General features: G+C 71.2%; 22 protein-coding genes. 5 read left to right on the top strand and 17 right to left on the bottom strand.

The features are described 5' to 3' along the window. Positions 1–179: 179 nt before the first annotated feature. Entirely contained in the window at positions 180–1,160 is a 981-nt protein-coding gene (locus EVS81_RS06525) for an Lrp/AsnC family transcriptional regulator (RefSeq protein WP_165384199.1), read from the top strand. Between the two features lie 9 nt (positions 1,161–1,169). Here EVS81_RS06525 and hpf read toward each other — a convergent pair whose 3' ends face one another. The 11 genes from hpf to truB all read right to left on the bottom strand — a co-directional run bounded on the left by hpf (position 1,170) and on the right by truB (position 13,747). Then, positions 1,170–1,802: a ribosome hibernation-promoting factor, HPF/YfiA family gene (hpf, locus tag EVS81_RS06530; RefSeq protein ID WP_130109668.1), complete on the bottom strand. Its 633-nt coding sequence runs from the start codon at positions 1,800–1,802 to the stop codon at positions 1,170–1,172. 18 nt (positions 1,803–1,820) lie between these two features. Continuing rightward, complete coding sequence (locus EVS81_RS06535) at positions 1,821–2,651, bottom strand: ComF family protein (protein WP_130109669.1); 831 nt, start codon at positions 2,649–2,651, stop codon at positions 1,821–1,823. Positions 2,652–2,783: 132 nt separating this feature from the next. Beyond that, on the bottom strand, positions 2,784–4,517 hold the full coding sequence (locus EVS81_RS06540; RefSeq protein WP_240740012.1) for an LpqB family beta-propeller domain-containing protein: 1,734 nt from the start codon (positions 4,515–4,517) through the stop codon (positions 2,784–2,786). Continuing rightward, positions 4,514–6,202: an MtrAB system histidine kinase MtrB gene (gene mtrB, locus EVS81_RS06545; RefSeq protein ID WP_130111324.1), complete on the bottom strand. Its 1,689-nt coding sequence runs from the start codon at positions 6,200–6,202 to the stop codon at positions 4,514–4,516. Before mtrB ends, EVS81_RS06540 begins: the two co-directional genes overlap by 4 nt. Positions 6,203–6,214: 12 nt before the next feature. Next, entirely contained in the window at positions 6,215–6,898 is a 684-nt protein-coding gene (gene mtrA, locus EVS81_RS06550) for an MtrAB system response regulator MtrA (protein WP_130109670.1), read from the bottom strand. A 56-nt stretch (positions 6,899–6,954) separates the two neighbouring features. Next, on the bottom strand, positions 6,955–7,392 hold the full coding sequence (locus EVS81_RS06555) for a metallopeptidase family protein (protein ID WP_165384200.1): 438 nt from the start codon (positions 7,390–7,392) through the stop codon (positions 6,955–6,957). A 51-nt stretch (positions 7,393–7,443) separates the two neighbouring features. Next, positions 7,444–8,841: a DUF5719 family protein gene (locus EVS81_RS06560; protein WP_130109671.1), complete on the bottom strand. Its 1,398-nt coding sequence runs from the start codon at positions 8,839–8,841 to the stop codon at positions 7,444–7,446. Next, positions 8,838–11,672, bottom strand: a complete 2,835-nt coding sequence (locus tag EVS81_RS06565) for a glycosyltransferase family 2 protein (RefSeq protein WP_130109672.1) — start codon at positions 11,670–11,672, stop codon at positions 8,838–8,840. Before EVS81_RS06565 ends, EVS81_RS06560 begins: the two co-directional genes overlap by 4 nt. 227 nt (positions 11,673–11,899) lie before the next feature. Next, complete coding sequence (locus EVS81_RS06570; RefSeq protein WP_130109673.1) at positions 11,900–12,208, bottom strand: WhiB family transcriptional regulator; 309 nt, start codon at positions 12,206–12,208, stop codon at positions 11,900–11,902. Between the two features lie 187 nt (positions 12,209–12,395). After that, positions 12,396–12,752, bottom strand: coding sequence for a hypothetical protein (locus tag EVS81_RS06575; RefSeq protein ID WP_130109674.1), 357 nt, complete (start codon positions 12,750–12,752; stop codon positions 12,396–12,398). Beyond that, complete coding sequence (gene truB / locus EVS81_RS06580; protein WP_130109675.1) at positions 12,749–13,747, bottom strand: tRNA pseudouridine(55) synthase TruB; 999 nt, start codon at positions 13,745–13,747, stop codon at positions 12,749–12,751. Before truB ends, EVS81_RS06575 begins: the two co-directional genes overlap by 4 nt. A gap of 78 nt (positions 13,748–13,825) precedes the next feature. On the opposite strand from truB, the gene EVS81_RS06585 reads away from it, so the two are divergent. Next, a complete protein-coding gene (locus EVS81_RS06585; protein WP_130111326.1) occupies positions 13,826–14,695 on the top strand; it encodes an HhH-GPD family protein in 870 nt (289 codons plus the stop codon). On the opposite strand, the gene EVS81_RS06590 is transcribed toward EVS81_RS06585, so the two are convergent. Together EVS81_RS06590 and EVS81_RS06595 are read right to left on the bottom strand one after the other, a co-directional pair. Continuing rightward, positions 14,632–15,303, bottom strand: coding sequence for a response regulator transcription factor (locus EVS81_RS06590; protein ID WP_130109676.1), 672 nt, complete (start codon positions 15,301–15,303; stop codon positions 14,632–14,634). The genes EVS81_RS06585 and EVS81_RS06590 overlap by 64 nt on opposite strands. Beyond that, positions 15,300–16,589 (bottom strand): sensor histidine kinase, encoded by a 1,290-nt coding sequence (locus tag EVS81_RS06595; protein WP_240740013.1) that lies wholly within the window; start codon positions 16,587–16,589, stop codon positions 15,300–15,302. Before EVS81_RS06595 ends, EVS81_RS06590 begins: the two co-directional genes overlap by 4 nt. Before the next feature lie 184 nt (positions 16,590–16,773). On the opposite strand from EVS81_RS06595, the gene EVS81_RS06600 reads away from it, so the two are divergent. Continuing rightward, complete coding sequence (locus EVS81_RS06600; RefSeq protein ID WP_130109677.1) at positions 16,774–17,442, top strand: small multidrug efflux protein; 669 nt, start codon at positions 16,774–16,776, stop codon at positions 17,440–17,442. 175 nt (positions 17,443–17,617) lie between these two features. Here EVS81_RS06600 and rbfA read toward each other — a convergent pair whose 3' ends face one another. Next, positions 17,618–18,106, bottom strand: a complete 489-nt coding sequence (gene rbfA / locus EVS81_RS06605; protein ID WP_130109678.1) for a 30S ribosome-binding factor RbfA — start codon at positions 18,104–18,106, stop codon at positions 17,618–17,620. Positions 18,107–18,418: 312 nt separating this feature from the next. On the opposite strand from rbfA, the gene EVS81_RS06610 reads away from it, so the two are divergent. Continuing rightward, positions 18,419–18,868 carry a helix-turn-helix transcriptional regulator gene (locus tag EVS81_RS06610; RefSeq protein ID WP_420813261.1) on the top strand — a complete coding sequence of 150 codons (450 nt, stop codon included), beginning with the start codon at positions 18,419–18,421 and terminating at the stop codon, positions 18,866–18,868. Positions 18,869–18,878: 10 nt separating this feature from the next. Then, positions 18,879–19,289 carry a VOC family protein gene (locus EVS81_RS06615; protein WP_130109680.1) on the top strand — a complete coding sequence of 137 codons (411 nt, stop codon included), beginning with the start codon at positions 18,879–18,881 and terminating at the stop codon, positions 19,287–19,289. Between the two features lie 352 nt (positions 19,290–19,641). Here the strand turns inward: EVS81_RS06615 and infB are convergent, their stop codons facing one another. The 3 genes from infB to nusA form a co-directional block, all read right to left on the bottom strand. Next, on the bottom strand, positions 19,642–22,329 hold the full coding sequence (gene infB, locus EVS81_RS06620; protein WP_130109681.1) for a translation initiation factor IF-2: 2,688 nt from the start codon (positions 22,327–22,329) through the stop codon (positions 19,642–19,644). Positions 22,330–22,403: 74 nt separating this feature from the next. Continuing rightward, complete coding sequence (locus tag EVS81_RS06625; RefSeq protein WP_130109682.1) at positions 22,404–22,661, bottom strand: YlxR family protein; 258 nt, start codon at positions 22,659–22,661, stop codon at positions 22,404–22,406. Between the two features lie 473 nt (positions 22,662–23,134). Further along, positions 23,135–24,130: a transcription termination factor NusA gene (nusA, locus tag EVS81_RS06630; RefSeq protein ID WP_130109683.1), complete on the bottom strand. Its 996-nt coding sequence runs from the start codon at positions 24,128–24,130 to the stop codon at positions 23,135–23,137. Positions 24,131–24,181 lie beyond the last annotated feature (51 nt).

The following is a 24,181-nucleotide window of genomic DNA, read 5'->3' on the forward strand; positions in this document are numbered from 1 at the left end:
CGAACCAGGTGCCAGCCTAGGTCGAGATGCGCGGAACGGCAAAGCAAATCTTCACCATGCAGGCAATGATTCTGCGGATTCGTACCGCACGTGCCCGAAACAAGATACACAGTGGCGAAATGCACGTTCAACGGTGCATAATCGTCATTACTACACCGAGGAGTTTCCGGAGGCGACTGGTGGATCAGCACGACGACTCGGCGGAGATCCGATCACGCATTCTCGACGCGCTGCGCAGCAACGGCCGCGAGAGCTACTCTCGCATCGCCGCGCGACTCGGCACGACGCGGCGCGTAGTGACCCACGTCGTGCAGCGCGCGATCGAGCAGGGAGAGCTGCGCCTCACCGTATCGATCAGCCCGGATCTTCTGGGCCTCGAGCGCTTCGCCTATCTGCAACTGCGCACCGACGGCTCGATCAGTCCGATCAGAGCCGCGCTGATCGCCATGCCGGAGACCACGTTCGTCGCCGACATCAGCGGCGCGCACGCCATCGACGCGGAGATTCGCGTCGGGCGCAACCCCCATCTGCGCGACACGGTCGACGCGATCCGCACGATTCCGGGGGTGCGCGAAGTGCGCACGCACCTCTACGAGAGCATCGAGGTCAATCTCTACTCTCCCCTGCGAACGGGCCGCACCGGCTTCGAGATCGACGACGCGGATCGCCGCATCGTGCAGCGCCTCCAGGAGGACGGCAGGGCTTCCTTCCGCGAGCTCGGGGATGCCGCCGGCATTTCGCCGAGCGGGGCCCGCCTGCGGCTCGAGCGGCTGATGCGCCACGGGGCCGTGAAGGTGGTGGGCATTCCGGTGCGGGGCCGCCGCTCGGAACTGCCCTCCCTCGGGATCGGGATCCGCGCGCACGGCCTTCTCGAGGATGCGATCGCCCACCTGCGGACGCTCGGCCCCGAGTTCCTCGCCGTCACCGTCGGGGACTACGACCTGATCGCGACGCTCTCGGCCGACAACCCGGAGGAGCTGCTCGACCTGGTGGACCGCCTGCGGAGCCACCCTGAGATCTCGTCGATCGAGACCTGGGCGAATCTGCGCATCGCGAAGGAGCAGTACGGCGAGGGCGACCGGATCGGGTTCGGGATCCCGTCTCGCGGCCCGGCGGATACGCGAACGGACGGTCCCGCCGTGCAGCGGGACCGTCCGTGAACGCGTCGGTCAGTTCTCGGTGAGCGAGATCACCCCGTAATTCCACCCCTTGCGGCGGTAGACGACGCTGGGCCGACCGGACTCGCTCTCGACGAAGAGGAAGAAGTCGTGGCCCACCAGCTCCATCTGGTCCACCGCGTCCTCGACCGAGAGGCGCTCGGCAGGGAACTCCTTGCTGCGGATGACCACGGGCGTGTACTGCTCATCCCCGGAGTCGCCGGCGGCGACGGGGACGCTGCCGGTCGCCACCGATTCGAGCACTTCGAGCGGCGCCGGGGTGACGTCGACCATGTCGAAGTCGTGCGAGGCCGCATCGGCGAGCGAGGTGCGACCGCGACCGCGACGGTCCTTCTTGCGGTCTTTGACCCGGCGGATGCGCTCGAGCACTCGCCCGTAGGCGATGTCGAACGCCGAGTACTTGTCTCCACCCGCGGACTCTGCGCGAATCACCGGCCCCGGTCCGATCAGCGTGATCTCGACCAGATCGCCGTGCTTCGGGCTGCGATCGCTCTGTCTGGAGACCTTGACCTCGAACGCCTGGGCCCTGGGCAGCAGACCCGCCACCTTCTCCGTCTTCGACTCGACATAGTCTTCGAAGCGGTCGGTGATCCCGACGTTCATGCCGCGGATGTTCACGTCCATGGTGACCTCCCAGGTGCCTCAGGCGGGTGGACCAGTATGGCGCACCGTTACGCCTTTCCGGAACTCTACTCCACCGGGCGATTCGGTTTCCACCCGAGACGCTGCGAAGTCCTCGTCGCGCGTGTCGCGGTGCTGCGCCGCGCACAGCGCCACGACCGCGACCAGTCGCGCCCCCGCCCGCTCGAGCGCCTCCCCCGCCGCCAACACCGTGGCCCCGGTCGTGATCACATCGTCGACGAGGATCACCTCCCGCCCCCGCAGCACTGCGCGGGCCGAGTGGCGCACGGCGACCCGAGCCGCGTTGCGCGCCCGCTCCGCCGGCCCCAGCCCCACCTGGCCGGCCCGTCCGCGCGTCGCGCGAAGGGCGCGCACCCGCAGTGCCGCGATGCGCCCACCCGGCGCGGGCTGCCGCTGCCAGGCGGATGTTCTGCCTCCGCGCTCCCCGCGCATCGCGACGTCGAGCAGCAGCTCGAGATGCCGGTAGCCCCGCTGCCGCACCCGCGATCCGCGCGAGGGAGCGGCTACGATCACGGGCGGCGCCGGGCCCGAGCAGCGTCCGAGTGCGGCGACGAGCGGAGGCCGCAGCTGCGCACCCAGCTCGCGCGCGAAGCCCGTGCGCCCCTCGTGCTTGAACGCCACGAGGAGCGCGCGCAGCGGCCCGTCATAGGGCCCGCGCACGACGCAGGGCACACCGATCGCGGGGTGCAGCAGCGGCCCGGGCCGCTGCACCTCGACCAGGCACGGCAGACAGCAGTCGCGATCGGGCTGGCCGCAGCAGACGCACTCGGTCGGCCACACGAGCGCGAGGAGGTCGAGCCGGAGCTCGCGGAGCAACGGGGAGAGGTGCATCTGGCCATCATCGCGCCCGGCGACCCGCGTGCTGACCCCGATCCGCGCATCCGTGGACAACTCGTCCGGCCACCCCGGGGAGCGGCGACTGAGGACGAAGGGTCTGCTGCCCGGCGCGTCGGCGCTCCCCGGCTACCCGCGCTTCGCGAGGAGCGAGATGTCGCTCTCCGAGCGCTGCCAGCCGCTGGTCTGCGGAGAGAAGAGGTCCGCGCCCTCGCCGAGCACCCGCAGCTGCGTGCGCCCGCCGCCCCCGCTCACCTGCCGCCCGCCCGGCACCGAACCCTGCTCGGCGGAGAACTGCCCCACGCCGCCGATCGTCACCTTGCTCGCCGCACCCAGCCCGCTCAGCACGGCGAAGCGCAACTGCCCCATCCAGTCGAGGTCGATCGGATCGCCGGTGGTCCAGAGCTGCACATCGGCCTCTGCCGTGGTCGCGACCGGCACGCCGTTCTCGTCGCGGATCACCCCGGCCACCAGCACCTGGCTGCCCTCATCGCTCGGCACCAGCGCCGCGATCCTCGCCCCGTCGGGCGACACGCGCACGGCCACGGGCTCGCGGCCCGCAAGCCACGGGGCGCGGATCGAGGTCGTCGCGCCATCCGGAGCCGTGATGCGCAGCGTGCGCGCGTCGGCGGCCGAGACCGACCACACGTTGCCGAGGAAGTCGAAGGCCGGGGCGATGAGTCTGCGCCGATCGTCGACGAGGAGCGCGCCGTCGTCGCTCACGAGCACCACGCCTTCGTCGTTCAGCAGGGCCGCGGCCTGCTCGCCGGGTGCGAGGGTGACCTCGGCCGGATCGAGGTCCCCGACCGACTGGGCGAACCCGCCCATCGGGCGGAACTCGCCCGACACGATCGTGCCGAGCTCGCCATCGATCAGCACCACCGGATCCGAGAACTGATTGACCTGCCGCGGCGCTCCGGCATCGCCGTCCGGGGTGTCCCGCAGCGGGGTGCCGTCGACGAACAGCTCGAAGCCGGTCACGCCGCGCACCGATTGGAGGGTCGCCTGCACCTGCTCGTTCACCTCGGCCATGGCCGCGGGGCCGGCCTCGAGCATCGCCCCGGTCAGATCGATGCGCGCGATCCCGTCCGTCACCTGCACCGAGTTCGTCACGAGCGCGGTGCCTGCCGGGAACCCGCTATGCACGGTCTCGCGCAGGCGCTCCCCCGGCCCCTCGAGCAGCGAGGCGACGAGTTCGGTGACGAGCGCCGAGCGCGACAGGTACCACCGCGTCTCGGGCACGAGCACGTTGCCCGCCCCCACGAAGTAGAGCTGCTGCTGCGACCAGAGCGTGCCGAACATACTGCTCTCGAGGATGATCCCCGCCGGTGCCGAGGAGATGCGCCATTCCTCCCCGACGCGCTCGAACTCGAAGCGCATCTCGGTGCTCGGACCGGGCTGCACCGGGAGCATGGTCCCCTGGGCATCGACCTTGGCCACCGCCGCGAGCGAGAGCACGCCCGCCGCGGCCCCGTCGGAGCGATAGGGTCGACTGCCGTCGGCGATGAGCACGCCGAAATAGGGATCCCACTGCGCGGCGTAGTCGGCGGTGAGGAACTCCCGCGCCACCGCGTAGTCGTCCCGCGGCGAGCTCGCCGCGATCACGAACCCCTGCACCAGATCCTCCTGGGTGGCCCCGGCGACCGGACCCACCGGGTTGTACTGCACCGTCTGCTCCGCCTGACTGAGATCGTCGAGTCCGGCCTCGACGGGGCCGCTGCTGGGGATGGCGGTGCATCCCGCGAGCAGCAGCGCCACCGCGAGCGCTGCGCCCCGCACACCGGAGCGCGCGGCCGCGCCGGACCTCCGCCTCCGCGGCGCGAAGGCGCGTGTCGCGCGTCGGCCCCTCTGCATCGGCATCATGATCCTCGCTTCTCCTTCCGGATGCGCCGCCACGGCCGCCGCAGCCATCCGCCGGTGGCCTGGGAGTCTCCGGCGTCGGTCACGTCCTCCGGGACCAGCGGCAGCGGCGACATGAAGTCGGTCACGCTGTCGCCGCGCGGCAGCGTGAGCCTGAAGTTCGACCCTCCGCCCAGACGCGACCACGCCTCGAGGATGCCCCCGTGCACCGCGGCGTCCTCCTGGGCGATGGCGAGCCCCAGGCCGGTGCCGCCGAGGGTGCGCTTCCGCGAGGGATCCGCCCGCCAGAAGCGGTCGAAGACGTGCTCTGCGTCGTCCGCACTCATGCCGATCCCCCAGTCGCGCACCGAGATCGCGACCGCCGAGGAGTTGGAGTCGATGGAGACCACGATGGGCCGGCCCTCGCCGTGCTCGATGGCGTTGCCCACGAGGTTCGAGACGATGCGGCGAATGCGGCGGGCGTCGACGTCGATGGGCGTGTACCCGCCGAGCGCCCGCACCTCGATGACACCGGGGGACAGCGGCTGCAGACCCTCGACGACCTCGCGCGAGAGCGTCACCAGGTTGGTCGCCTCGGAGTCGAGGGTCACGCGACCGGCGTCGTACCGCGAGATCTCGAGCAGATCCTCCAGAAGCGATTCGAAGCGCTCGACCTGCGTGCCGAGCACCTCCACCGCGCGCTGCTGCCCGGCCTCCAGTCCACCCGACGATCCCTGGAGCACCTCGCTCGCCAGCCGGATCGTCGTGAGCGGGGTGCGCAGCTCGTGCGAGACGTCGGAGACGAAGCGCTGCTGCATCTCCGAGAGGTGGTCGAGCTCGCGGATGCGGGCCTGCAGGGTGTCGGCCATGTCGTTGAAGCCCTCGGAGAGCACGTCGAAGTGCTCGTCGTTCTGACGCGGCATGCGGGCGTCGCTCTCGCCGGCCGCGAGACGACGGCTCGTATCGGCCGCCGCGCGGATGGGCCGGAAAACGATGCGCGACATGATCCACACCAGAATGCCGATGAACGCCATCATCGCCGCCGCCGCGATGAGCAGCGTGCGCTGCACGAAGCTCAGCGTGTCCTGCGTATCGGCGAGGTTGTAGCCGATGAAGAGCTCGTAAGTGCCGGCCCCGGCGGGAAAGGCGAGTGTGGATCCGACGACGATCCCCGGCGCGGGCAGGTCGTCCTCGGCGATGAAGGCGACCGGCTGCCAATGCTGCGTGCCCGTCGCCACGGCGTTCGAGAGTTCGGTGCTGACGGCCTCGGGCAGCATCGGGTTCGTGTTCAGGGCAGGAGGAGCCTCGGGGAAGGGCGACTGACCGGGTTGGCGCCGCAGGTAGACCATCTGGCTCGCCGATGTGTCCTGCACCGTGCGCCTGACGGTGGCCGCGAGCGAGGTCAGCGCGCCCCGGTCCGTGGCCTCCGAGGCGTCGATCATCCGCTGCGCCGCGAGCGTCGCGCGCGCCGAGTCCTGCAGCGCCTGATCGCGGCGCGACGAGTAGAGGTCGTCGCTGACGCTCGTCAGGATGAACACCCCCGCGATGAGGATCACGAAGCCCGTCACCAGGCCGGTGATGGTCATCGTGCGCACCATGAGGGAGCGCGACCATCGCGCGCGGAACGGGCCGAGCACGGGCTGGCTCAGCCGGAGCCAGCGCACGCGGAGCCGGCGCAGCGCCGCGATGAACCGGGATCGGCCGCGCATGCGCACCACGCCCTACTCCACGGGCGTGCCGGCTCGGTAGCCGACGCCGCGCACCGTCGTGACGATCGTGGGGTGGTCGGGATCCTGCTCGATCTTGGCGCGCAGGCGCTGCACGTGCACGTTCACGAGCCGCGTATCGGCCTTGTACTGGTAGCCCCACACCTTCTCGAGGAGCACCTCCCGGGTGAACACCTGCTGCGGCTTGCGCGCAAGGATCGCCAGCAGATCGAACTCGAGCGGAGTGAGCGGGATCGGCTGGGCACCGCGCCGCACCTCGTGCGCCGAGACGTCGATCGTGAGGTCGCCGATGCGCAGCGTCTCGGCGGCGTCCTGCTGCGGCTCGCGGAGGCGCGCGCGGATCCGCGCGATCAGCTCGGCCGGATTGAACGGCTTGACGACGTAGTCGTCGGCCCCGACCTCGAGCCCCCGCACCACGTCGCGGGTGTCGGTGCGCGCGGTGAGCATGATGATCGGCACCCCCGATTCGGCGCGGATCAGCTCGCAGACCTCGATGCCGTCGAGCCCCGGCAGCATCACGTCGAGGAGCACGAGATCGGGACGCATGTCGCGGAACCGCTCGATCGCCTCGGTGCCGTCCGCCGAACTCTCGGTGATGAAGCCCTCGCCCTGGAGCACCATGCCGAGCATCTCCGCCAGTGCCCTGTCGTCGTCTACCACCAAGATGCGCGCGCTCATGAGTCCCATTATGGCGGCAAAGCCCTGGAGCCGTCCCAGCCGTGGCCGGAGCGCCGTCAGTAGTGGTCGAAGCGGCCCGGCAGCAGCTCCCAGGGTTCGCGCCCGAGGTACTCGCAGACGGCCTGGTACACGCAGTGCTCCACGAAGTAGCGCCGATGCTCGTCGTCGTCGACGTGCAGGCCGCGGACGCGCTGGATCGGCATGCGGTAGAGCATGATCGTGCGCGCCTCCCGATCCACCGAGTACCAGAGGGGGAAGCGACTCGCGCCCTCCCCCGTCGGCGCGGTCTGGAAGCCGAACCGCACCCCGCGCAGCTCATCCGGGAGGTACGACTGCAGCAGCTCGACTGCGGCGCGCGCGTCGACCTCGAAGCGCGCGAAGCGGCTGCTCGGGTCGGGCAGCGTGGGCCCCGCGAGCGATGATCGCACCGGGCGCCGGCCGTGCCGCCGGTGCACGCGCACCGCGCGACGAGACCTGCGCTCACGACCGAACATGCGCCCAGTCTAGCGACGCGCCGCCGGTCCTCGGGCTACCGCGCTACCGGGCTACCGCGTGTGGACGGTGAGCTCGCCGTCGCGCGGATCGGGCGCGAGCACCGGGTAGCCCGCGATCGACCCCTCGCCGAGCACTCTCGCGCCCGCGTGCACCGGCGCCGTGCTCGTGATCACCGCCTCGCCCGGCGCGCGCACCACGACCGCGGCGCCGGCCGGAATCGTCTCCGTGGTGGCTCGCCCCTCGCCGTCCGCGCGAGCGATCTCCACCCGCGCGTCGCCGACGCCGGGGTTCACCAGCACGAGGCGCGCGCCCGCGACCAGCGGTACGGCCACGGGTTCGTCCGTTGCGAGCTCGGGCGCCGGCACGAACCACTCGTAGTCGTGCTGATCGCTCTCGGTCGACGATCCGAGCGCCGAGGCGAGCACCGGTACATCGGACTCGACGATCAGCGCGTTGGCCCCCTCGGGCCACTCGGCCACCCTGAGCTCCCCCACGGCAGCGCCCGCGAGTTCGATCGCCCCCAGCTCCGTGCTGCCGCCCTCGCCGTCGACAGCGCGGAGCCGGGCCGTGCCGCTCGCCCCGTCGGGCGCGAGGGCGCGCACCACCACCGGAAATTCGTCGCCCTCGCCGGAGTCGCTCGGACCGTGCTCGTGGTCGCTCTCGTTCGCGATCCCCGGCAGCACGAGGCGCAGCCCGGGGGCGCTCTGGCGGGTCACCGCCGAAGCCGCGAAGGGCGAGATGCCGTCGACCTGCCCCACCCCGAGGCTCGCCGTGATCGGGGCACCGGTGCTCTCGATCCGCACCGCGAGGCGCTCGCGGTCCGGCGCGTAGCCGTTGAGCGAGACGATCTGCTGCGCCCCGGGCGCCACGAGCACACCGGTCGACTGCACGGACTCGACCGCACCGTTCTCGTCGAAGACCGTGATCCGCACCGTCGCGGGCACCGATCCGGGGTTGCCGAGGGAGAGCGTCGTCGAGATGCCCGTCGTGGTCGCACCTCCGAGGAGCCACTGCTCGTTCAGCGGATCGGCGCAGGCCCCCGCGACGACTCCCCGGAGGTTCTCGGTATCGACGCGCTGCACCTGAGCGGCGGCGAGCGGCTCTGCGAGCGGCGCCGAGAACACCCCCGGCAGGCCCGCGCCGCCCTCTTCACGGGTCAGTTCGCCGGTGCTCTCGGCGGATCCCGCGACGGTCACCGACGGGGCCCCGCTCGGGATCGCGACGCCCGGCCGGCTCGTGTCGGCGCCGAGCTCGGCGAACGAGCCCGCGCACACGAGGCTGCGGGATGCGTTCTGCGTGGTGTCCACCGTGATGGCCAGCGGCGCGCGCACCACCTCGGGCAGCGTCGTGGTGCCGAGCAGCGCCAGCGCGACGGCGCAGGTGGCGACGACCACCAGGCCGGTCGCGGCGCGCGCGCCGCCCCGCAGGATCCGAGACCGATCGCTCATCGCTTCGCCTCCCCGCGCTTCGGCCGTCTGCGCTTCTCGGGCCGCCAGGTCACCTCGCCGGTCGGAAGCGCGAGCAGCACCACTCCGAGCACCACGATGAGCTGGATCGTCCAGATCGTGTGCCCGCTCAGCGAGGTGCCGCCCAGCCTGGTCTCGGCGTCGCCCTGCACCTCGCTCCCGCTCTCCGGATCCACGACCCGCCAGAGCAGGCCCTGCTCGGTCTGCCCGGCGCTCACGAGCGCCGAGTGCTGGTCGAACACCCGCTGCAGCTCGGCGCGCTCCTCGGCGCTGCCGCCCTCTTCCAAGAGCACGAAGCCGATGCCCTCTCGGCGCAGCTCGCCGCGCATGTCCTCGCCGCCGACGCTCGCGAGACCGCCCACCAGCTCTGCGATCCGCACGTCCCGCGTCGTCTGCTCGGGCACCGCGAGCGCCGTGCGAATGGAGTCGAGCCGCACACCCGCGCCCGTCACGAGTTCGGCTCGCACGCTGTGCGACGCCTCCGGGGTGAGCACGAGGGTGCGCACGCCGGGATCCGTCTCGCCGGCCGCTTGCACGAGGGCCGGCATCTGGGCGCTGCTCGGCTGGAACGGCACCTGGTTCAGCAGCAGCTGCGCACCGACCGGCACGACGGCGACGAGTGCGCCGACGAGCGCGACGCCGACGACGGGTGCCGCCGCGCGCCGGAGCGCATCTGCGCCGACCGCGGCGAGGGAGAGCACCGCGAGCCAGTACACGGCGAGGCCCGATCCCGTCCACAGCGCCACGCTCTCATCGCCCCGCACGGTGAGGTGCAGCTGGCCCGCGGCGATTGCCGTGACCATGCCGAGACCGCCGAGCAGCGCGTTGAACAGCGTGACGGCGACGCGCCCGGTGAAGATGCCCAGCAGGGCGAGCAGCGCGAGGGGCAGCAGCAGCGTGCCGACCAGCAGCGTCGTCGGCGGCCCGTCCAGACCGATGGCGCCCAGAACGCCGGCCCAGCCCTCCAGGCCGAACTCCGGGAAGCCGAGCAGCAGATGCCCGGTCGTTGCGGAGTCGAAGGGGGCGACGACCCCGGGATCGAGCAGCAGATCGAGCGGCCGGCCCGCGACCAGACCGGTCACGATCTTCGGCGCGAAGAGCACGAGCGGCACCAACGCCGTCGTGAGCACGCGCGCCGCTCCGCGCACCGTCGTGAAGAGACCCACGACCAGCATCACGAGCGCTGCGGGGATGAGGATCGGAGCGGCCGCGAGCGCCACCGCCGCGAGCAGCGATGCCGTGCCGGCCCAGCTCCACGACTCCCGGCAGCGCGCGGCCGCGAGGAGCAGCCACGGCAGCACGACCGTCAGCACCAGCGTGGTGAGGTGCCCGCTCTGCAGCGAGCCGAGCAGCACCGGGCTCAGCGCGAACCCGAGGCCGAGCAGCGCGCGGGCGGCCTTCGACTCGGTCAGCTGCGCTGCCCAGATCCAGCCGCCGAGTGCGGTGAGCGGGATCGCCGACACCATGAGCAGCACGAGTGCGTGCGAGGGATTCCAGAAGGTGAGTGTGCCGAGCAGGGCGAGCACCCACGTGAAGGGGTCGGCCGGCACTCCGTCGAGCGGGCGCGTGTTCCACCACAGCTGGTCGATGGCGTTGAGGGGCGCCAGGCCGCCGCCGAACAGGCTGGTGTGCGGCAGGGCCCACCAGGTGAGCGCGATCGCCGCGACCATGGCGGCGACGAGCACGGCGAGGCCCCCCGATGAGATGAAGTGGAGTTCTCGCCGTTGCCTGCCGGTCGATGCGAGGATCGCCTCCCGGTCGATCATCCGGGCCGTGCGCACGCTCTTGGGGTCCACGCGCAGCTTGCGGATCGCGGCCCACCCGAGGGCGGACTGCTCGCGGATCCGGCGCCGGGACGCGATGATCGCGTGCGGCCGGAAGAACACGGCGTAGGCAGAGACGAACTCGCCGATCATGTAGCCCGGTTGCTCGCGGATCAGCGCCCACAGCACCCTGAGCACCGCGTACACCGGCAGGCCGAGCCACTCGAAGAACGCCACGACGGGAGGCGCGTAGGCGATGCGCCGGTGCAGGTGCGCGGTGCGGGCCTGGCGGTGCGCCGCACGCAGCACCGAGCGCCGACGGTCGATGCGCGGCCCCGCGACGCCGCTCTGGGCGAAGCGCACCCGGGACGCCGGCGACACCTCGACCCGGTACCCGGCGAGGCGGGCGCGCACGCAGAAGTCGAGCCCGTCGTCGTACACGGGCAGCGCTGGATCGAAACCGCCCAGGCGCTGCCAGATGTCGCGGCGCACCAGCATGCCCACCGGGCCGACGCCCAGCACGTCCTGCAGATGGTCGTACTGCTGCTGATCCAGCTCCTGCCGCCGGAGGGTCCAGCGGGAGCCGTACCGGGTGAGGCTCTGCCCCAGCTCGATGATGCGCTCCGGGTGATCCCAGTCGACCAGCTTCGGCCCGGCGACGACCACCGAGGGCGCGCGTTGCACACTGCTGACGATGTGTGCGAGCGCGTCGGGCTCGGGGCACGAGTCCTCGCTGAGCAGCCAGAACCACTCCTCGGTCGCGTCTGCCGCTTCTTCTGCGTCTCCCCCGCCGCTCGCGGCTGCTTCGGCCGACACCGCGGCCGAGATCCCGCGGGCCACCGCCTGGCCGTACGACAGGCGCGCGGGCAGTCCGACCACCCGCTCCGCCCCGCTGACCAGGAGCTGCTCGCCCAGGCCCTCGGAGCCGCCGTTGTTGACCGCGATGATCGCCGCGGGTGCGACGGTCTGCGCCGCGATCCCGGCGATGGTCTGGTCGAGCCATTCCCCGCCCTGCTGGGCGACCAGGATGGCGGTTACTCTCGTGCGCATATGGCGCTCAGTCTAGGCCTGCGGGAGTCGCGGGGCCTGAAGACCTCCCGGCACGGCGAGAATGCGCTGCGCATCGCCTTCCCCGCCCGCAGCGACGCAGGAGCGGATCCTCAGCCGGTTGAGCGCAGCGACGCAGGAGCGGAGTCGAAACCCGCATACCGCACACCGCCCGTGGCTTCGACTCGCCTCCGGCTCGCTCGACCAGCGGGCCTGGCGTAGAGGAGGCGCTACATCGCCTCTTTGCGCAGCTTGCGGCGTTCCCGCTCGGAGAGGCCGCCCCAGATACCGAAGCGCTCATCGTTCTCGAGCGCGTACTCGAGGCACTCCGAGCGCACCTCGCAGCTCTCGCAGATCCGCTTCGCCTCGCGCGTCGATCCGCCCTTCTCCGGGAAGAACGCCTCGGGGTCGGTCTGCGCGCACAGCGCATCGGTGTGCCAGGCGAGCGCCTCGTCGTCCGAGCGAACGCCGGGAACACCGAGGAACACCGGGTCGACGAACCAGTTGCCCGGAACCGGGGTCTGCGGCGAATCGTTCAACGTTCGCTCCTTCCACTGGTCCGGGGTCGCGCGGGCTGCGCGACGATACTCACACAATTACACCGTTGTGATTCGTTCAAGTCAAGCTGGAAATCTTAAACCCTCAAGAGGCGCTTGAGGTTCGAAGACACGCTGGCGTGTCGCGATTGTTCCCGATTCGGGGTCGCGGCGGACCGGGTCGACGCGGTCAGCCCCAGATCACGAGCATGCGGTACGTCATCACCGCGACCGAGAAATGCACCACCGCGAGCACCATGTTCGCCCACCGCGTCCGATCGATCAGTGCCCAGAACCCCGCTGCGAGCGGCAGCAGCAGCGCCACGATGAGATACATCCAGAACTCGAGCGGATCGCCCGCCGCGCGGTTGCCGGCGAACGGCGCCGCGATCGAGATGACCACCTGCGCGATCAGCAGCAGCGCCACGAGCAGCGTCGCGCCCATGGTGATGTCGTCGGGGCTCCGTTTGCGCAGCGCCGCAACCAGGCACACGACCGCCGCGACGACGGCGATCGAGATCAGGGCGATGGCGTAGCCGAGGATCATTGCGCGCTCCCGTCTGTTCCGCCTTGCGCACCCGGGTCTCCGGCCCGCGCATCGGGCGTCGGGAAGTTCGTGACGACTCGGGTGCGGCCGCGCTTCACCTCGATCAGCCCGATCAGCCTGCCGTCGGGCGCGATCGCGGCCGCGAGCCTCGCATCCGGGTGCGTCTCGGGATCCAGCTCGAGGCGCTTGCCGTGGCCGAGATCCACCGTCTGCTGCGCCGTGAGTCGCAGCTCGGGGAAGAGCCTCCCCGCCACCGTCGCGGGATCGAGCAGCGGAAGCGCCCCGCCGGCCACCAGGCGCTCCGTGCTCGCGGCGCCCGCGACCCCGAACGGGCCCACCTCGGTGCGACGCAGCGCCGTGAGGTGGCCGCCCACGCCCAGCGCGGCGCCGAGATCCCGCGCGAGAGCGCGGATGTAGGTGCCCGAGGAGCACCGCACGGTCGCCTCGACGTCGATGACCGGCACCCCGTGCGCCGACGCCGTGCGCGGTTCGCCGAGATCGAAGGCGTGGACCGTCACCGGCCGCTTCGCGAGCTCGACCTGCTCGCCCGCCCGCACACGGTCGTAGGCGCGGCGGCCGTCGACCTTGATGGCGCTGACCGCACTGGGAGCCTGCTCGATCTCGCCCGTGAGCTCCGCCACGGCGGCCGCGACGCGCGCCGGGTCGGCGGCGAGCGCGATGATGTCCGACGGGTCGGCGGCGCTCACCGCCTCGCTCTCGCGATCATCCGTGACGGTCGCGATGCCGAGCCGGATCGTCGCCGTGTAGGTCTTGTCGAGGCCGACGAGGTGCGTGAGCAACCGGGTCGCCGGCCCGGCCCCCAGCACGAGCAGACCCGTCGCCATCGGATCGAGCGTGCCGGCGTGCCCCACCTTGCGCGTGCCGAGCGCGCGGCGCGCCTTCGCGACGACGTCGTGGCTCGTCCACCCCTCGTCCTTGTCGATCAGCAGGATCGCACCCTGTTCGGGCAGCGCGTTCGGAGCCTCGTTCGTCACCCCACCAGCCTAGCGCCGCGACGGTACCCGGGGCCGACCGCTCCCGCTGCCTAGACTGGACGGGTGGAGAACGCGGCGATGACACGGGCGCTCATCGAGTGGTACGCGCGTGCGGCCCGGGATCTGCCCTGGCGCGATCCCGAGACCACCCCGTGGGCGGTGCTCGTCTCCGAGTTCATGCTGCAGCAGACCCAGGTGGACCGCGTGCTCCCGCGCTGGGCGGCCTGGGTCGAGCGCTGGCCGACGCCCTCCGCCCTCGCGATCGACGAGCCGGGTGAGGCGGTGCGCGTCTGGGATCGCCTCGGCTACCCGCGCCGGGCCCTCTGGCTGCACCGCGCAGCGGTCGAGATCGCCGATCGGCACGGCGATCGGGTGCCCGCCGATATCGACGAGTTGCTGGCGCTGACCGGCATCGGCCCCTACACGGCCCGCGCCGTCGCGGTCTTCGCCTTCGGCGAGCGCCACCCGGTCGTCGACACGAACACCAGGCGCGTGCTCGCACGCGCCGTGCACGGGCGCGCTGCGGCGGGGATGCCCGCGGCCGCCGACCTGGACGACATGGCGGCGCTGCTCCCGGAGGACCGGGCGGGGGCCGCCGCCGTCAACGCCGCCGCCATGGAACTCGGCGCGGTGGTGTGCACGGCCCGCGCGCCGCGCTGCGGCGAGTGCCCCATCGCCCGCTGGTGCGAGTGGCGCGGCGCCGGTTACCCGGACAACGCCCCCGCGAAGCGCCCCCGGCAGGCGAGGTTCGCGGGCAGCGACCGCCAGGCGCGGGGACGGATCATGGCGCTGCTGCGCCGCTCGGAGGGCGCGGTCGCGGTCGAGCGCGCCCTCGAGGCGGCGGCCGACGGCGGGGTGGGCGATCCGGAGCAGCCCCGCCGAGCCTACGACTCGCTCGTCGCCGACGGGCTCCTGGTGGAGCGCGAGGGGAGCGCGCGGCTGCCGTAGGCGGGCTCGATCCACCCTCGTTCCTCGGCCATCAGCACGGCCTGCTGACGGCTCTCCAGCCCGAGCTTGCCGAGCACGGCGCTGACGTGATTGCGCACCGTTCCGGGGGCGAGCGACAGCGAACGCGCGATCTGCGCCGTCGTCTCCCCGCGACGTCCCGCGCGCAGCACGTCGAGCTCGCGATCGGTCAACGGGCAGCGGGCGTCGCTCAGGGCGTCCGCGGCGACCTCGGGATCGACGTAGCGGCCGCCCGCGGCCACGCGGCGGATCACAGCAGCGACCTCGTCAGCGCTCCGCGACTTGGGGAGGAAGCCCGCCACTCCGGCCGCCAGGGCTCGACGCAGCACACCGGGGCGCGCGTGGCGCGTCACGACGACGCAGCGCGTCCCCACCGACACGCCGATGCGCGCGGCGGCCTCGACGCCGTCGAGGCCGGGCATCTCGAGGTCGAGCAGGCAGACGTCGGGCCGCACCCTGAGCGCCTCGTCCACGGCCTGCTCCCCGTCGACGCACTCCGCGACGATCTCGATGTCGTCTTCCAGGCCGAGCAGCGCGGCGAGGGCCGAACGGATCATCGCCTCGTCATCGGCCAGGAGCACCCGGATCACCGGTGCCCCCCGTCGGTCGGCGCGACCCCGCGCCCACCTGGCGCAGCGCCGGACGCGCCACCGGACACGTCACCGGACGGCACGCTGACGACGACGGTGAAGTCGTGCCTGCCGCGCCGCACCTCAACCGAGCCGCCGACCTCGCCAACCCGGCGGGCGATCCCGTCGAGCCCCGACCCATCAGTGGAGGGCTCGTCGCCCGCGGCGTGATTCGCGATCTCATAGCGCCACGATGGTCCCGTGCGAATGAGCGCCAAGCGGGCCCAGCGCCCGCCGCCGTGCCGCAGCGCGTTCGTCGTGGTCTCGCGGATCACCGGCCCGAGCACCTCCGCGGGCGCGGCGTCCGCATCCGGATCCACAGCGGTTTCCACCTCGGTACCGGCCGCCCGCAGCAGATCCGCCGCGTTCGCGATCTCATCGCGCAGCGGCACGGAACGGAAGCGCAGCGCCAGATCCCGAGTCCCCTGCCGGGCCTCGTCGACGCTGCGACGCGCCGCGCGCAGCTGCTCCAGTGCCGCGGCGCGATCCTGCTTCTCCAGCAGCCGCTCCGCGAGCTCGAGCTGCAGCGCGATCACCTGGAGGTGGTGGCCCTGGAGGTCGTGCACGTCGGTCGCCACCCGCAGCCGCTCTCGCGTCGCACCCAGATTCGCCTCGGAGACTCGGGCGCGGTCGAGCGCGACGAGCACGTCCCACCACCACAGCGACAGCACCGTCGCGACGGGGATGAAGAGGGAGAAGAATCCCAGCAGCCACGCGCCCTGGGCATCCGGCACGATCGCCCCGAGCGCCCGTGCGTCGACCAGCCACAGCACGCCGAGCAGCGCGCACGCCGCCGCGGTCACCCGCACGCGCAGCCCCGGCTGCCACCGCAGCAGCAGCGACGACTGCACCAGCGGGAGCGCGACCGGCAGCCAGAGCCCCGAGAGCAGACCCACCACGACGCCGCAGGCGGTGGCGACCAGCAGCGGCACGCGCACGGCCCACCAGGACGCACCGGGTGAGGCGCCCGCGTCGCGATACCGCCAGATCAGCGGCACCGTCGACGCCCACCACACGATTCCGGCTCCGGCGATGACGGCGGCCGGCCACGGGCCGCGCCCGAGCGACGCCGCGACCCATAGGAACACGAGCATCGCCTCCATGAACAGCACTCCCGACACGGTGTACCACCAGGTCGCGGAGATCCTCCCAGAGAATCGGGCGGGTGCCGCGAGCTCCGCTGCGGACGGGGGCGCCGCCTGCGCGGCCTGCGCGGCCTGCGCGGTCGGCTGGGTCTGCTGGGTCATGCACTCACCCTAGGCCCATGACACATGTCACCCCCGACGCGTGCAGAACTTCCCGCGATCGGTGACACGTCGACACTTCCGAGCGTGCGCCCGACGCGATGGACTGGAATCACACACCGGACGACGGCACCACGACGGTTCGCGGCAGCCCGAGCTCATCGATTCCGATAGACAGGAGACCCTCATGAACCTCATCGACGCCTTCCAGGACCTGGTATCCCACGTCCCCGAGCTTCTCCAGCCGCTGATCGTGGCTCTGGCGGGCGCCGTCCCGATGATCGAGGGCGAGGGCTCCGCGACCATCGGGATCATGGGCGGGATGCACCCCGTCGTCGCCGTGATGGCGGCGATCCTGGGCAACTTCATCTGCGTTGCCCTGCTCGTGCTGCTCGGCTCCGGCGCGCGTCGGGCGGTCGTCGCGAGGTCCCGTCGCAGGGGGTCAACGGCCTCCCGGGCAGGGAGCGCCGCTGCGACGCCGGCCCCGGACCCCTCGCTCGCCGGCGCAGCGGGCGCGGCCGGCGCAGCCGGCGCAGCGAGCGCGGCCGCGCCTGCACCCGCCGCTGCATTCGCAACCACCGCTCCGGATGCGTCCACCGCTCCGGATGCACCGATCGCCGAGAACCACCGGGCCGCAGCCCGGCACGCGAAGTTCCAGCGCGCGTTCGCACGCTACGGCGTGCCCGGCGTGAGCCTGCTCGGCCCGCTCCTGCTCCCCACGCAGTTCACCGCGACGATGCTCGCCGCGATCGGAGTGGACAAGGCTCGGATCCTCGTCTGGCAGGCCATCGCCATCACCGGCTGGACCACGATCGTCGCGGTCCTGGTCAGCGGAGTGCTCTCCGCCGCCGGGTGATCGCGCTCCGGGTCCGGGCACCGGCTCGTCGTCCACGCGCGGACCGGTGGCGTATTCACCGATTCCCGCGTGACGCCTCGCGGACCTGCCGCACCATCGGATGCCTGCAGGTGCGCGAGGTGTCACGCGTATCGCGCCGCCGGCCGAGGGAGCGGGGAGGCGCGGCCGCGGCTCCCTAGTCGCGATCCTCGTCGTCGAGCAGATCCTGCTCCGCGAGGCCGTCGACGTCCATCTCGCCGTCCCCGATCTCGCGAGGCTTGACGTACGGATCCTCCTCGCCCGCGTACTGGGCGTGCGCCGCGAGCGCCGCCGACTCCTCGTCGCGGCGCTTCGCCTCCGCCAGCAGCTCGTTGAGGTGCTGCGCGCTCTCCGGCAGTTCGTCGTGGATGAACTCGAGCGTCGGCGTGAGGCGCGTGCCCAGCTGCTTGCCGACCTCGCTGCGCAGCATCCCCGTCGCGGCGCGCAGGGCCGCTGCCGAGTCCGTCTGAGCCTGTTCGTCGCCGTACACCGTGTAGAACACGCTCGCGTGCTGCAGATCGCCGGTGACGCGCACATCCGTGATGGTCACGAAGCCGAGGCGCGGATCCCGCAGCCCCTTCTCCAGCCTGCGCGCGATGATCTGCTGGATGCGCTCTGCGACCTTGCCGGCCCTCGGATTGCTCATGCATCCAGCCTACCGCCGCCTGTGCCCTTGGGGGCTCACCTCCCGGCTCGCGCCCGGCCATCCGCCGCGCGTCCGTCCGCGGGCGCCTCCACCCGCCCGCACCGGGTGCACGCGCGCACGGTCAACCGCCCGCACGTCCAACTGCCCGCACGCTCAACCGCCCGCTCCGGGTGCACGCGCGTCAGTTGTTGCGGCCTCGCGCGCCGGGAGGCCGCAACAACTGACGCGCGTGGGAGCGGATGCGCGGAGTCGGACGGGCGCCCGGGAGGGCGGTGCTCCGCCCGCGGGCCGCGCGCGGCGGCGTGAGATGATGTGCCGGTGGGCGGTCGGAGCGAGGAGGAGCAGCGGTTGCGCACGCTGGTGCTGCTGCGCCGGGTGCGGGATCGCATCGACCGCGCGTACGCGGAGCCGCTCGATGTCGAATCGCTGGCCCGCTGGATCGGGTTCTCGGCCGGGCATCTCAGCCGCGAGTTCACGGCAGCCTACGGCGAGTCGCCCTACAGCTACCTCATGACCCGTCGCATCGAGCGCGCGATGACCCTGTTGCGGCGCGGCGACCTCAGCGTCACCGAGGTCTGCTCTGCGGTGGGCTATGGCTCGCTCGGCACCTTCACCACCCGCTTCACTGAGCTTGTGGGCATGTCCCCGGGCCGATATCGGCGCGAGGGCCCACCGCCGCTCTCCGGTCTGCCCGGGATCATCACCATGCGGGTGACCAGACCGATCAGGAATCGAGAAGTTCTCCGCCCCACCTCGGAGTAGCGTGACAGCCATGAAGATCAACATTCACGTCACGTTCCTGCCCCACACCGACCCCGAGGCCTCGCTCGCGTTCTACCGCGACGTGCTCGGCTTCGAAGTGCGGGGCGACGTGGGTTACGAAGACATGCGCTGGATCACGGTCGGCCCCGCGAATCAGCCCGACACGTCGATCGTGCTGACGCCGCCCGCAGTCGATCCCGGTCTCACCGACGAAGAACGCAGTGTGGTGCGCACCCTCGTCGCGAAGGGCGCCTACGCCTCCGTAGTGTTCGCCACCGATGAGCTGCAACAGCTGTTCGAGCGGGTCGAGGCGGCGGGGGTCGATGTGCTCCAGGAGCCGATGGATCAGGACTGGGGCACCCGCGACTTCGCGTTCCGCGATCCCGCGGGCAACACGGTGCGTGTGCAACAGCTCGGCTGAGCCCGCGGCGCCTGTCCGCCCTTCCCTTTCGCCCCTCTCGCTCGCGCGCCGGTTCCTCTTCCTGGCGCGCCGGCGCCCTGCGCGCCCGTCCGCTTCCTCGCGCGCCGGCTCCCCTTCCTCGCGCGCCGGCTCCCCTTCCCCGTGCGCCGGCTCCCCTTCTTCGCGCGCCAGGAGATGCTGCCATTCCTCGAACTTGGTGACAACAACTGACGCGCGAAGGGTCGAGCGGGGGAGATCGGCTCATTGTCGTGCGGCACTTGCGCCCTCGACGGGGCCGGCGCACGAGCAGGGGCCGGCGCAGTTCGACTGAACTGCGCCGGCCCCGATCCCGATCCGGCTGATGCCTCGGAGGCTACGCCCGCGGCTTCTCCACCATCTCGGTGGTCTCGATCTCGTCGCCCACCTGGATGTCGTTGTACTTGCCCAGGCCGATACCGGCTTCGAAGTCGGTCTTGACCTCGGTGACGTCGTCCTTGAAGCGACGCAGCGACTCGATGGCCAGGCCATCGGCGATCACGACGCCCTCGCGGATCACGCGCGCCTTCGCGTTGCGCGTGATGGTGCCGCTGCGCACGATGACACCGGCGATGTTGCCGAACTTCGACGAGCGGAACACCTCGCGGATCTCCGCCACACCCGACTGCACCTCCTCGTACTCGGGCTTGAGCAGGCCCTTGAGCGAGTTCTCGATGTCGTCGAGCGCGTTGTAGATGACGTTGTAGAAGCGGATGTCGATGCCCTCGCGCGCAGCGCGCTCGCGAGCCTTGACATCGGGACGCACGTTGAAGCCGATGACGATCGCGTTGTCGATCGTGGCGAGATCCACGTCCGACTCGGTGATCGCACCGACGCCGCGGTGCAGAATGCGCAGCTGCACCGACTCGTCGACCTCGATCTTCATCAGCGACTCCTCGAGCGCCTCGACGGCACCCGACACGTCGCCCTTGATGATGAGGTTGAGCGACTCGACCTTGCCGTCCTCCAGCGCCTTCGTGAAGTCCTCGAGGCTGATGCGCTTGCGCGCCTTCGCGAGCTGAGCATTGCGCTCGGCGGCCTCGCGCTTCTCGGCGATCTGACGAGCCGTGCGGTCCTCGGAGGTGACGATGAAGTTGTCGCCCGCGCGCGGCACGCTCGACAGCCCCTGCACCTGCACCGGCCGAGAGGGCAGCGCCTCGAGCACCGGGTCGCCGTTCTCGTCGCTCATCGCGCGCACACGACCGTAGGCCGTACCCGCCACGATCGCGTCGCCGACGCGCAGCGTGCCCGACTGGATGAGCACCGTCGCCACCGAACCGCGACCCTTGTCGAGCTTCGCCTCGATGGCCACGCCTCGCGCGTCCTTGTCGGGGTTGGCGCGCAGGTCGAGACCGGCGTCGGCCGTCAGCAACACGGCGTCGAGCAGCTCGGTGATGCCGACATCGTTCTTCGCCGAGACGTCGACGAACATCGCGTCGCCGCCCCACTCCTCGGACACCAGGCCGAACTCGGTGAGCTGCTGGCGCACCTTGTCCGGGTTCGCGCCCTCCTTGTCGATCTTGTTGACCGCGACCACGACGGGCACGTCGGCCGACTGCGCGTGGTTCAGCGCCTCGATCGTCTGGGGCATGATGCCGTCGTCCGCCGCCACCACGAGGATCGCGATGTCGGTCACCTGGGCGCCACGGGCGCGCATGGCGGTGAACGCCTCGTGGCCCGGGGTGTCGATGAAGGTGAGGGCGCGATCGACGCCGTCGTGCATGGTGTGCACCTGGTAGGCACCGATGTGCTGCGTGATGCCGCCGGCCTCGCCGCCGCCCACGTCCGCCTTGCGGATCGCGTCGAGCAGTCGGGTCTTGCCGTGGTCGACGTGACCCATAACCGTGACCACCGGGGGCCGCTGCTGGAGAACGTCGTCGCCCTCTTCCTCGAGCTCGCCCTCGATGTCGATGTCGAAGCCCTCGAGCAGCTCGCGATCCTCGTCCTCGGGAGAGACGATCTGGATCTTGTAGCCCAGCTCGTCGCCGAGGATCTCGAAGGTCGCCTCGTCGAGAGACTCCGTGGCGGTCGCCATCTCACCGAGGTGGAAGAGGATCGTCACGAGGTTCGATGCGCTCGTATCGATCTTGTCGGCGAAGTCCGACAGCGACGCCCCGCGGCGCAGACGGATCGGGGTCGCACCGTCACCGCGCGGGACCTGCACACCGCCGATCGACGGCGCCTGCCGCATCTCGAACTCTTGCCGCTTCGCCCGCTTCGACTTGCGCGCCTTGCTCTTGGAGCCGCCGCGACCGAAGGCACCCGCGGTGCCCGCACCACGACCGCCACGACCGCGTCCGGCGAAACCGCCCCCGGGGCGCGGCCCCGCGAACCCGCCGGCGCCCGGAGCACCACCGCCGCCGCCGGGACGGTTGAACCCGCCGCCGCCGGGACGACCGCCGCCGCCCGGACGACCGGGGCCTCCCGGACGACCTCCGCCCGCTCCCGCACCCTGCGGGCGCGGAGCCGGCCGCGGAATGTTGCCCGGATTGGGGCGACCGCCGGGACGGCCCATGCCCTGGCTCGGCGCGAACGGGTTGTTGCCCGGACGAGGCGGACGCGGAATGCCCATGCCCTGGCTCGATGCGAACGGGTTGTTGCCGGGACGCGGGCCGGCGGGCTTGGGAGCGCCGGGCTTCGGCGCACCGGGCTTCGATCCCGGCTTCGCGGCGGCGGGCTTCGCAGCCGCGTCGGACGCGGCGGGCTTCGCCTCCGCAGGCGCCGCGGGCTCGACCGTCTCGGTCGCGGGCGCAGGCTTCTCGGCCTGCGGCGCGGCCGGCTTCGGGCCGGGCTTGGGGCCGGCGGGCTTCTTGGCCGCGGGCTTCGACGCCGCGGCGGCGTCATCTCCCTTGGGCTTGGCCACTCCATCCGCCTCGAGGGCGGCCTTGACCTTGCGCGCCACCGGGGGCGCGACCGCGGACGAGCTCGCCTTGACGAACTCGCCCATCTCCTTCAGCTTGGCCAGGACGACCTTGCTATCGACACCGATCTCAGCTGCGATCTCGTGTACGCGTGGGTTTGCCACTTTTCTCCTGTCTGGGTTCACGCCAGACAGGCGAGAACCATGATTAACGGACGGGTCTCATCGTGAGCCGCTCATTAGTTGTCCATAAGTGTTTTCAGCCTGTTCTCTATAGGGCCAGCGTCGGGCTTCCCCGACACTCGCAGCGCACGCGGAAACGATCCGCGCGACACTGCTCGATCCAGACAGCGAGCCGTGGGATGCACCCAGGCTCCTCGCCCGGGGAGCACCGCACGATCATCGGCGACGAGTCGCCCTTCGTGCACCACTACCCGCAAGAGTTCTGTGCGCGAGGCACGCTTGCGACACGCGACACAGGTCCGAACCGAATCCATCTTACCAGCTTCCCACTTCTCGATCCTCCCAGGGTGTTCGCCGGCGGCGATCCGGCTCCCTGGGGGACGCCCGCATCTCGGCGCAGCTCGGCGCACGCGACCGCAACCGCCCCGTCAACCTGCGTGAGCTTGCGAGTCGCAGGATCCACTCTCCTGGATACTGCGACTCGCTATCGCTCGCGCAGCAAGACGGTTTGGGGTCAGCCGTCCATGATAGGACGCGGTGGCGTCACCGCGGATCGCACAGAAACGCTGTCGCGTTTCCTTGCGAGCGATCCACGCGGGCTGAATGCTGCGATCCGGACGTTCCGCGTCGGGCTTCGCCGCTCCGCGAAACGCGCTCAGATCGACATCCAGCCCGATCGATTCAGTCGTTCATGATCGAATCGGGCTGAATACTGCGATCCGGACGTTCCGCGTCGGGCTTCGCCGCTCCGCGAAACGCGCTCAGATCGACATCCAGCCCGATCGATTCAGTCGTTCATGATCGAATCGGGCTGAATGTCGATCTTCGCGCCCGTCAGCTTCGCGGCGAGACGGGCGTTCTGTCCCTCCTTACCGATGGCGAGCGACAGCTGGAAGTCGGGCACCAGCGCGCGCACCTGCTTCAGCGACTCATTGAGCATGAAGACATCGGTCACCTTGGCCGGCGACAGCGCGTTGGCCACGAACGTCGGCAGTTCGGGCGAATAGTCGACGATGTCGATCTTCTCTTCTCCGAGCTCGCTCATCACGGCGCGCACTCGGCTGCCCATCTCGCCGATGCAAGTCCCCTTGGCGTTGATCCCGCTCTGCTTTGCCCGCACAGCCACCTTGGTACGGTGCCCGGCCTCGCGTGCCAGCGACACGATCTCGACGAGACCATCCGCGAGCTCAGGAACCTCCCGCTCGAACAGTTTGCGCACCAGACCCGGGTGCGTGCGCGACACCACGACCTGCGGCCCCTTCGTGCCCTTGGAGACGCTGGTCACATACACCCGCATGCGCGTGCCGTGCGGGTACTGCTCGCCCGGCACCTGCTCCTCAGGCGGCAGGATCGCCTCGAGCTCGCCGAGATCGATGTGCACCATGCGGGGGTTGGGGCCCTGCTGCACCACACCGGAGAGGATCTGCCCCTCCTTGTCCTTGAAGACGCCGAGCACGGCATCGTCGGTGAGATCCCGCATGCGCTGGCTGATGACCTGCTTGGCGGCGCTGGACGCCACGCGACCGAACTCGTCGGTGGTCACATACGCCTCTCCGATGACCGCGCCCGCCTCATCGACCTCGGGCACGAGCACCGAGATGTCGCCGGTCTTGCGGTCGAGCGCCACACGCACCTGATCCTCGCGGGGAACGGAGAGACCCTGATTCTCGGCGTGGCGCAGATAGGCCGATCGAATGGCCTGCTCGATGATCTCGGCGAGTTCGTCGAAGGGGATCTCCCTCTCGCGCTCGAGTCCTCGCAGCATGGCAAGATCGATTTTCACGACGGCCTCCTCAGTGGCTATTGAAATGTCTATTCAGCTGTCGCCGCGGGC

It is taken from the genome of Leucobacter triazinivorans, assembly GCF_004208635.1.
Classification (GTDB): Bacteria; Actinomycetota; Actinomycetes; order Actinomycetales; family Microbacteriaceae; genus Leucobacter; species Leucobacter triazinivorans.

Coding starts and splice junctions, on each gene's coding strand:
- hpf (WP_130109668.1), bottom strand. CDS start 1,802: ATGGACGTGAACATCCGCGGCATGAACGTCGGGATCACCGACCGCTTC.
- EVS81_RS06535 (WP_130109669.1), bottom strand. CDS start 2,651: ATGCACCTCTCCCCGTTGCTCCGCGAGCTCCGGCTCGACCTCCTCGCG.
- EVS81_RS06540 (WP_240740012.1), bottom strand. CDS start 4,517: ATGATGCCGATGCAGAGGGGCCGACGCGCGACACGCGCCTTCGCGCCG.
- mtrB (WP_130111324.1), bottom strand. CDS start 6,202: ATGCGCGGCCGATCCCGGTTCATCGCGGCGCTGCGCCGGCTCCGCGTG.
- mtrA (WP_130109670.1), bottom strand. CDS start 6,898: ATGAGCGCGCGCATCTTGGTGGTAGACGACGACAGGGCACTGGCGGAG.
- EVS81_RS06555 (WP_165384200.1), bottom strand. CDS start 7,392: ATGTTCGGTCGTGAGCGCAGGTCTCGTCGCGCGGTGCGCGTGCACCGG.
- EVS81_RS06560 (WP_130109671.1), bottom strand. CDS start 8,841: ATGAGCGATCGGTCTCGGATCCTGCGGGGCGGCGCGCGCGCCGCGACC.
- EVS81_RS06565 (WP_130109672.1), bottom strand. CDS start 11,672: ATGCGCACGAGAGTAACCGCCATCCTGGTCGCCCAGCAGGGCGGGGAA.
- EVS81_RS06575 (WP_130109674.1), bottom strand. CDS start 12,752: ATGATCCTCGGCTACGCCATCGCCCTGATCTCGATCGCCGTCGTCGCG.
- EVS81_RS06585 (WP_130111326.1), top strand. CDS start 13,826: ATGACACGGGCGCTCATCGAGTGGTACGCGCGTGCGGCCCGGGATCTG.
- EVS81_RS06595 (WP_240740013.1), bottom strand. CDS start 16,589: ATGACCCAGCAGACCCAGCCGACCGCGCAGGCCGCGCAGGCCGCGCAG.
- EVS81_RS06600 (WP_130109677.1), top strand. CDS start 16,774: ATGAACCTCATCGACGCCTTCCAGGACCTGGTATCCCACGTCCCCGAG.
- rbfA (WP_130109678.1), bottom strand. CDS start 18,106: ATGAGCAATCCGAGGGCCGGCAAGGTCGCAGAGCGCATCCAGCAGATC.
- EVS81_RS06615 (WP_130109680.1), top strand. CDS start 18,879: ATGAAGATCAACATTCACGTCACGTTCCTGCCCCACACCGACCCCGAG.
- EVS81_RS06625 (WP_130109682.1), bottom strand. CDS start 22,661: ATGGATTCGGTTCGGACCTGTGTCGCGTGTCGCAAGCGTGCCTCGCGC.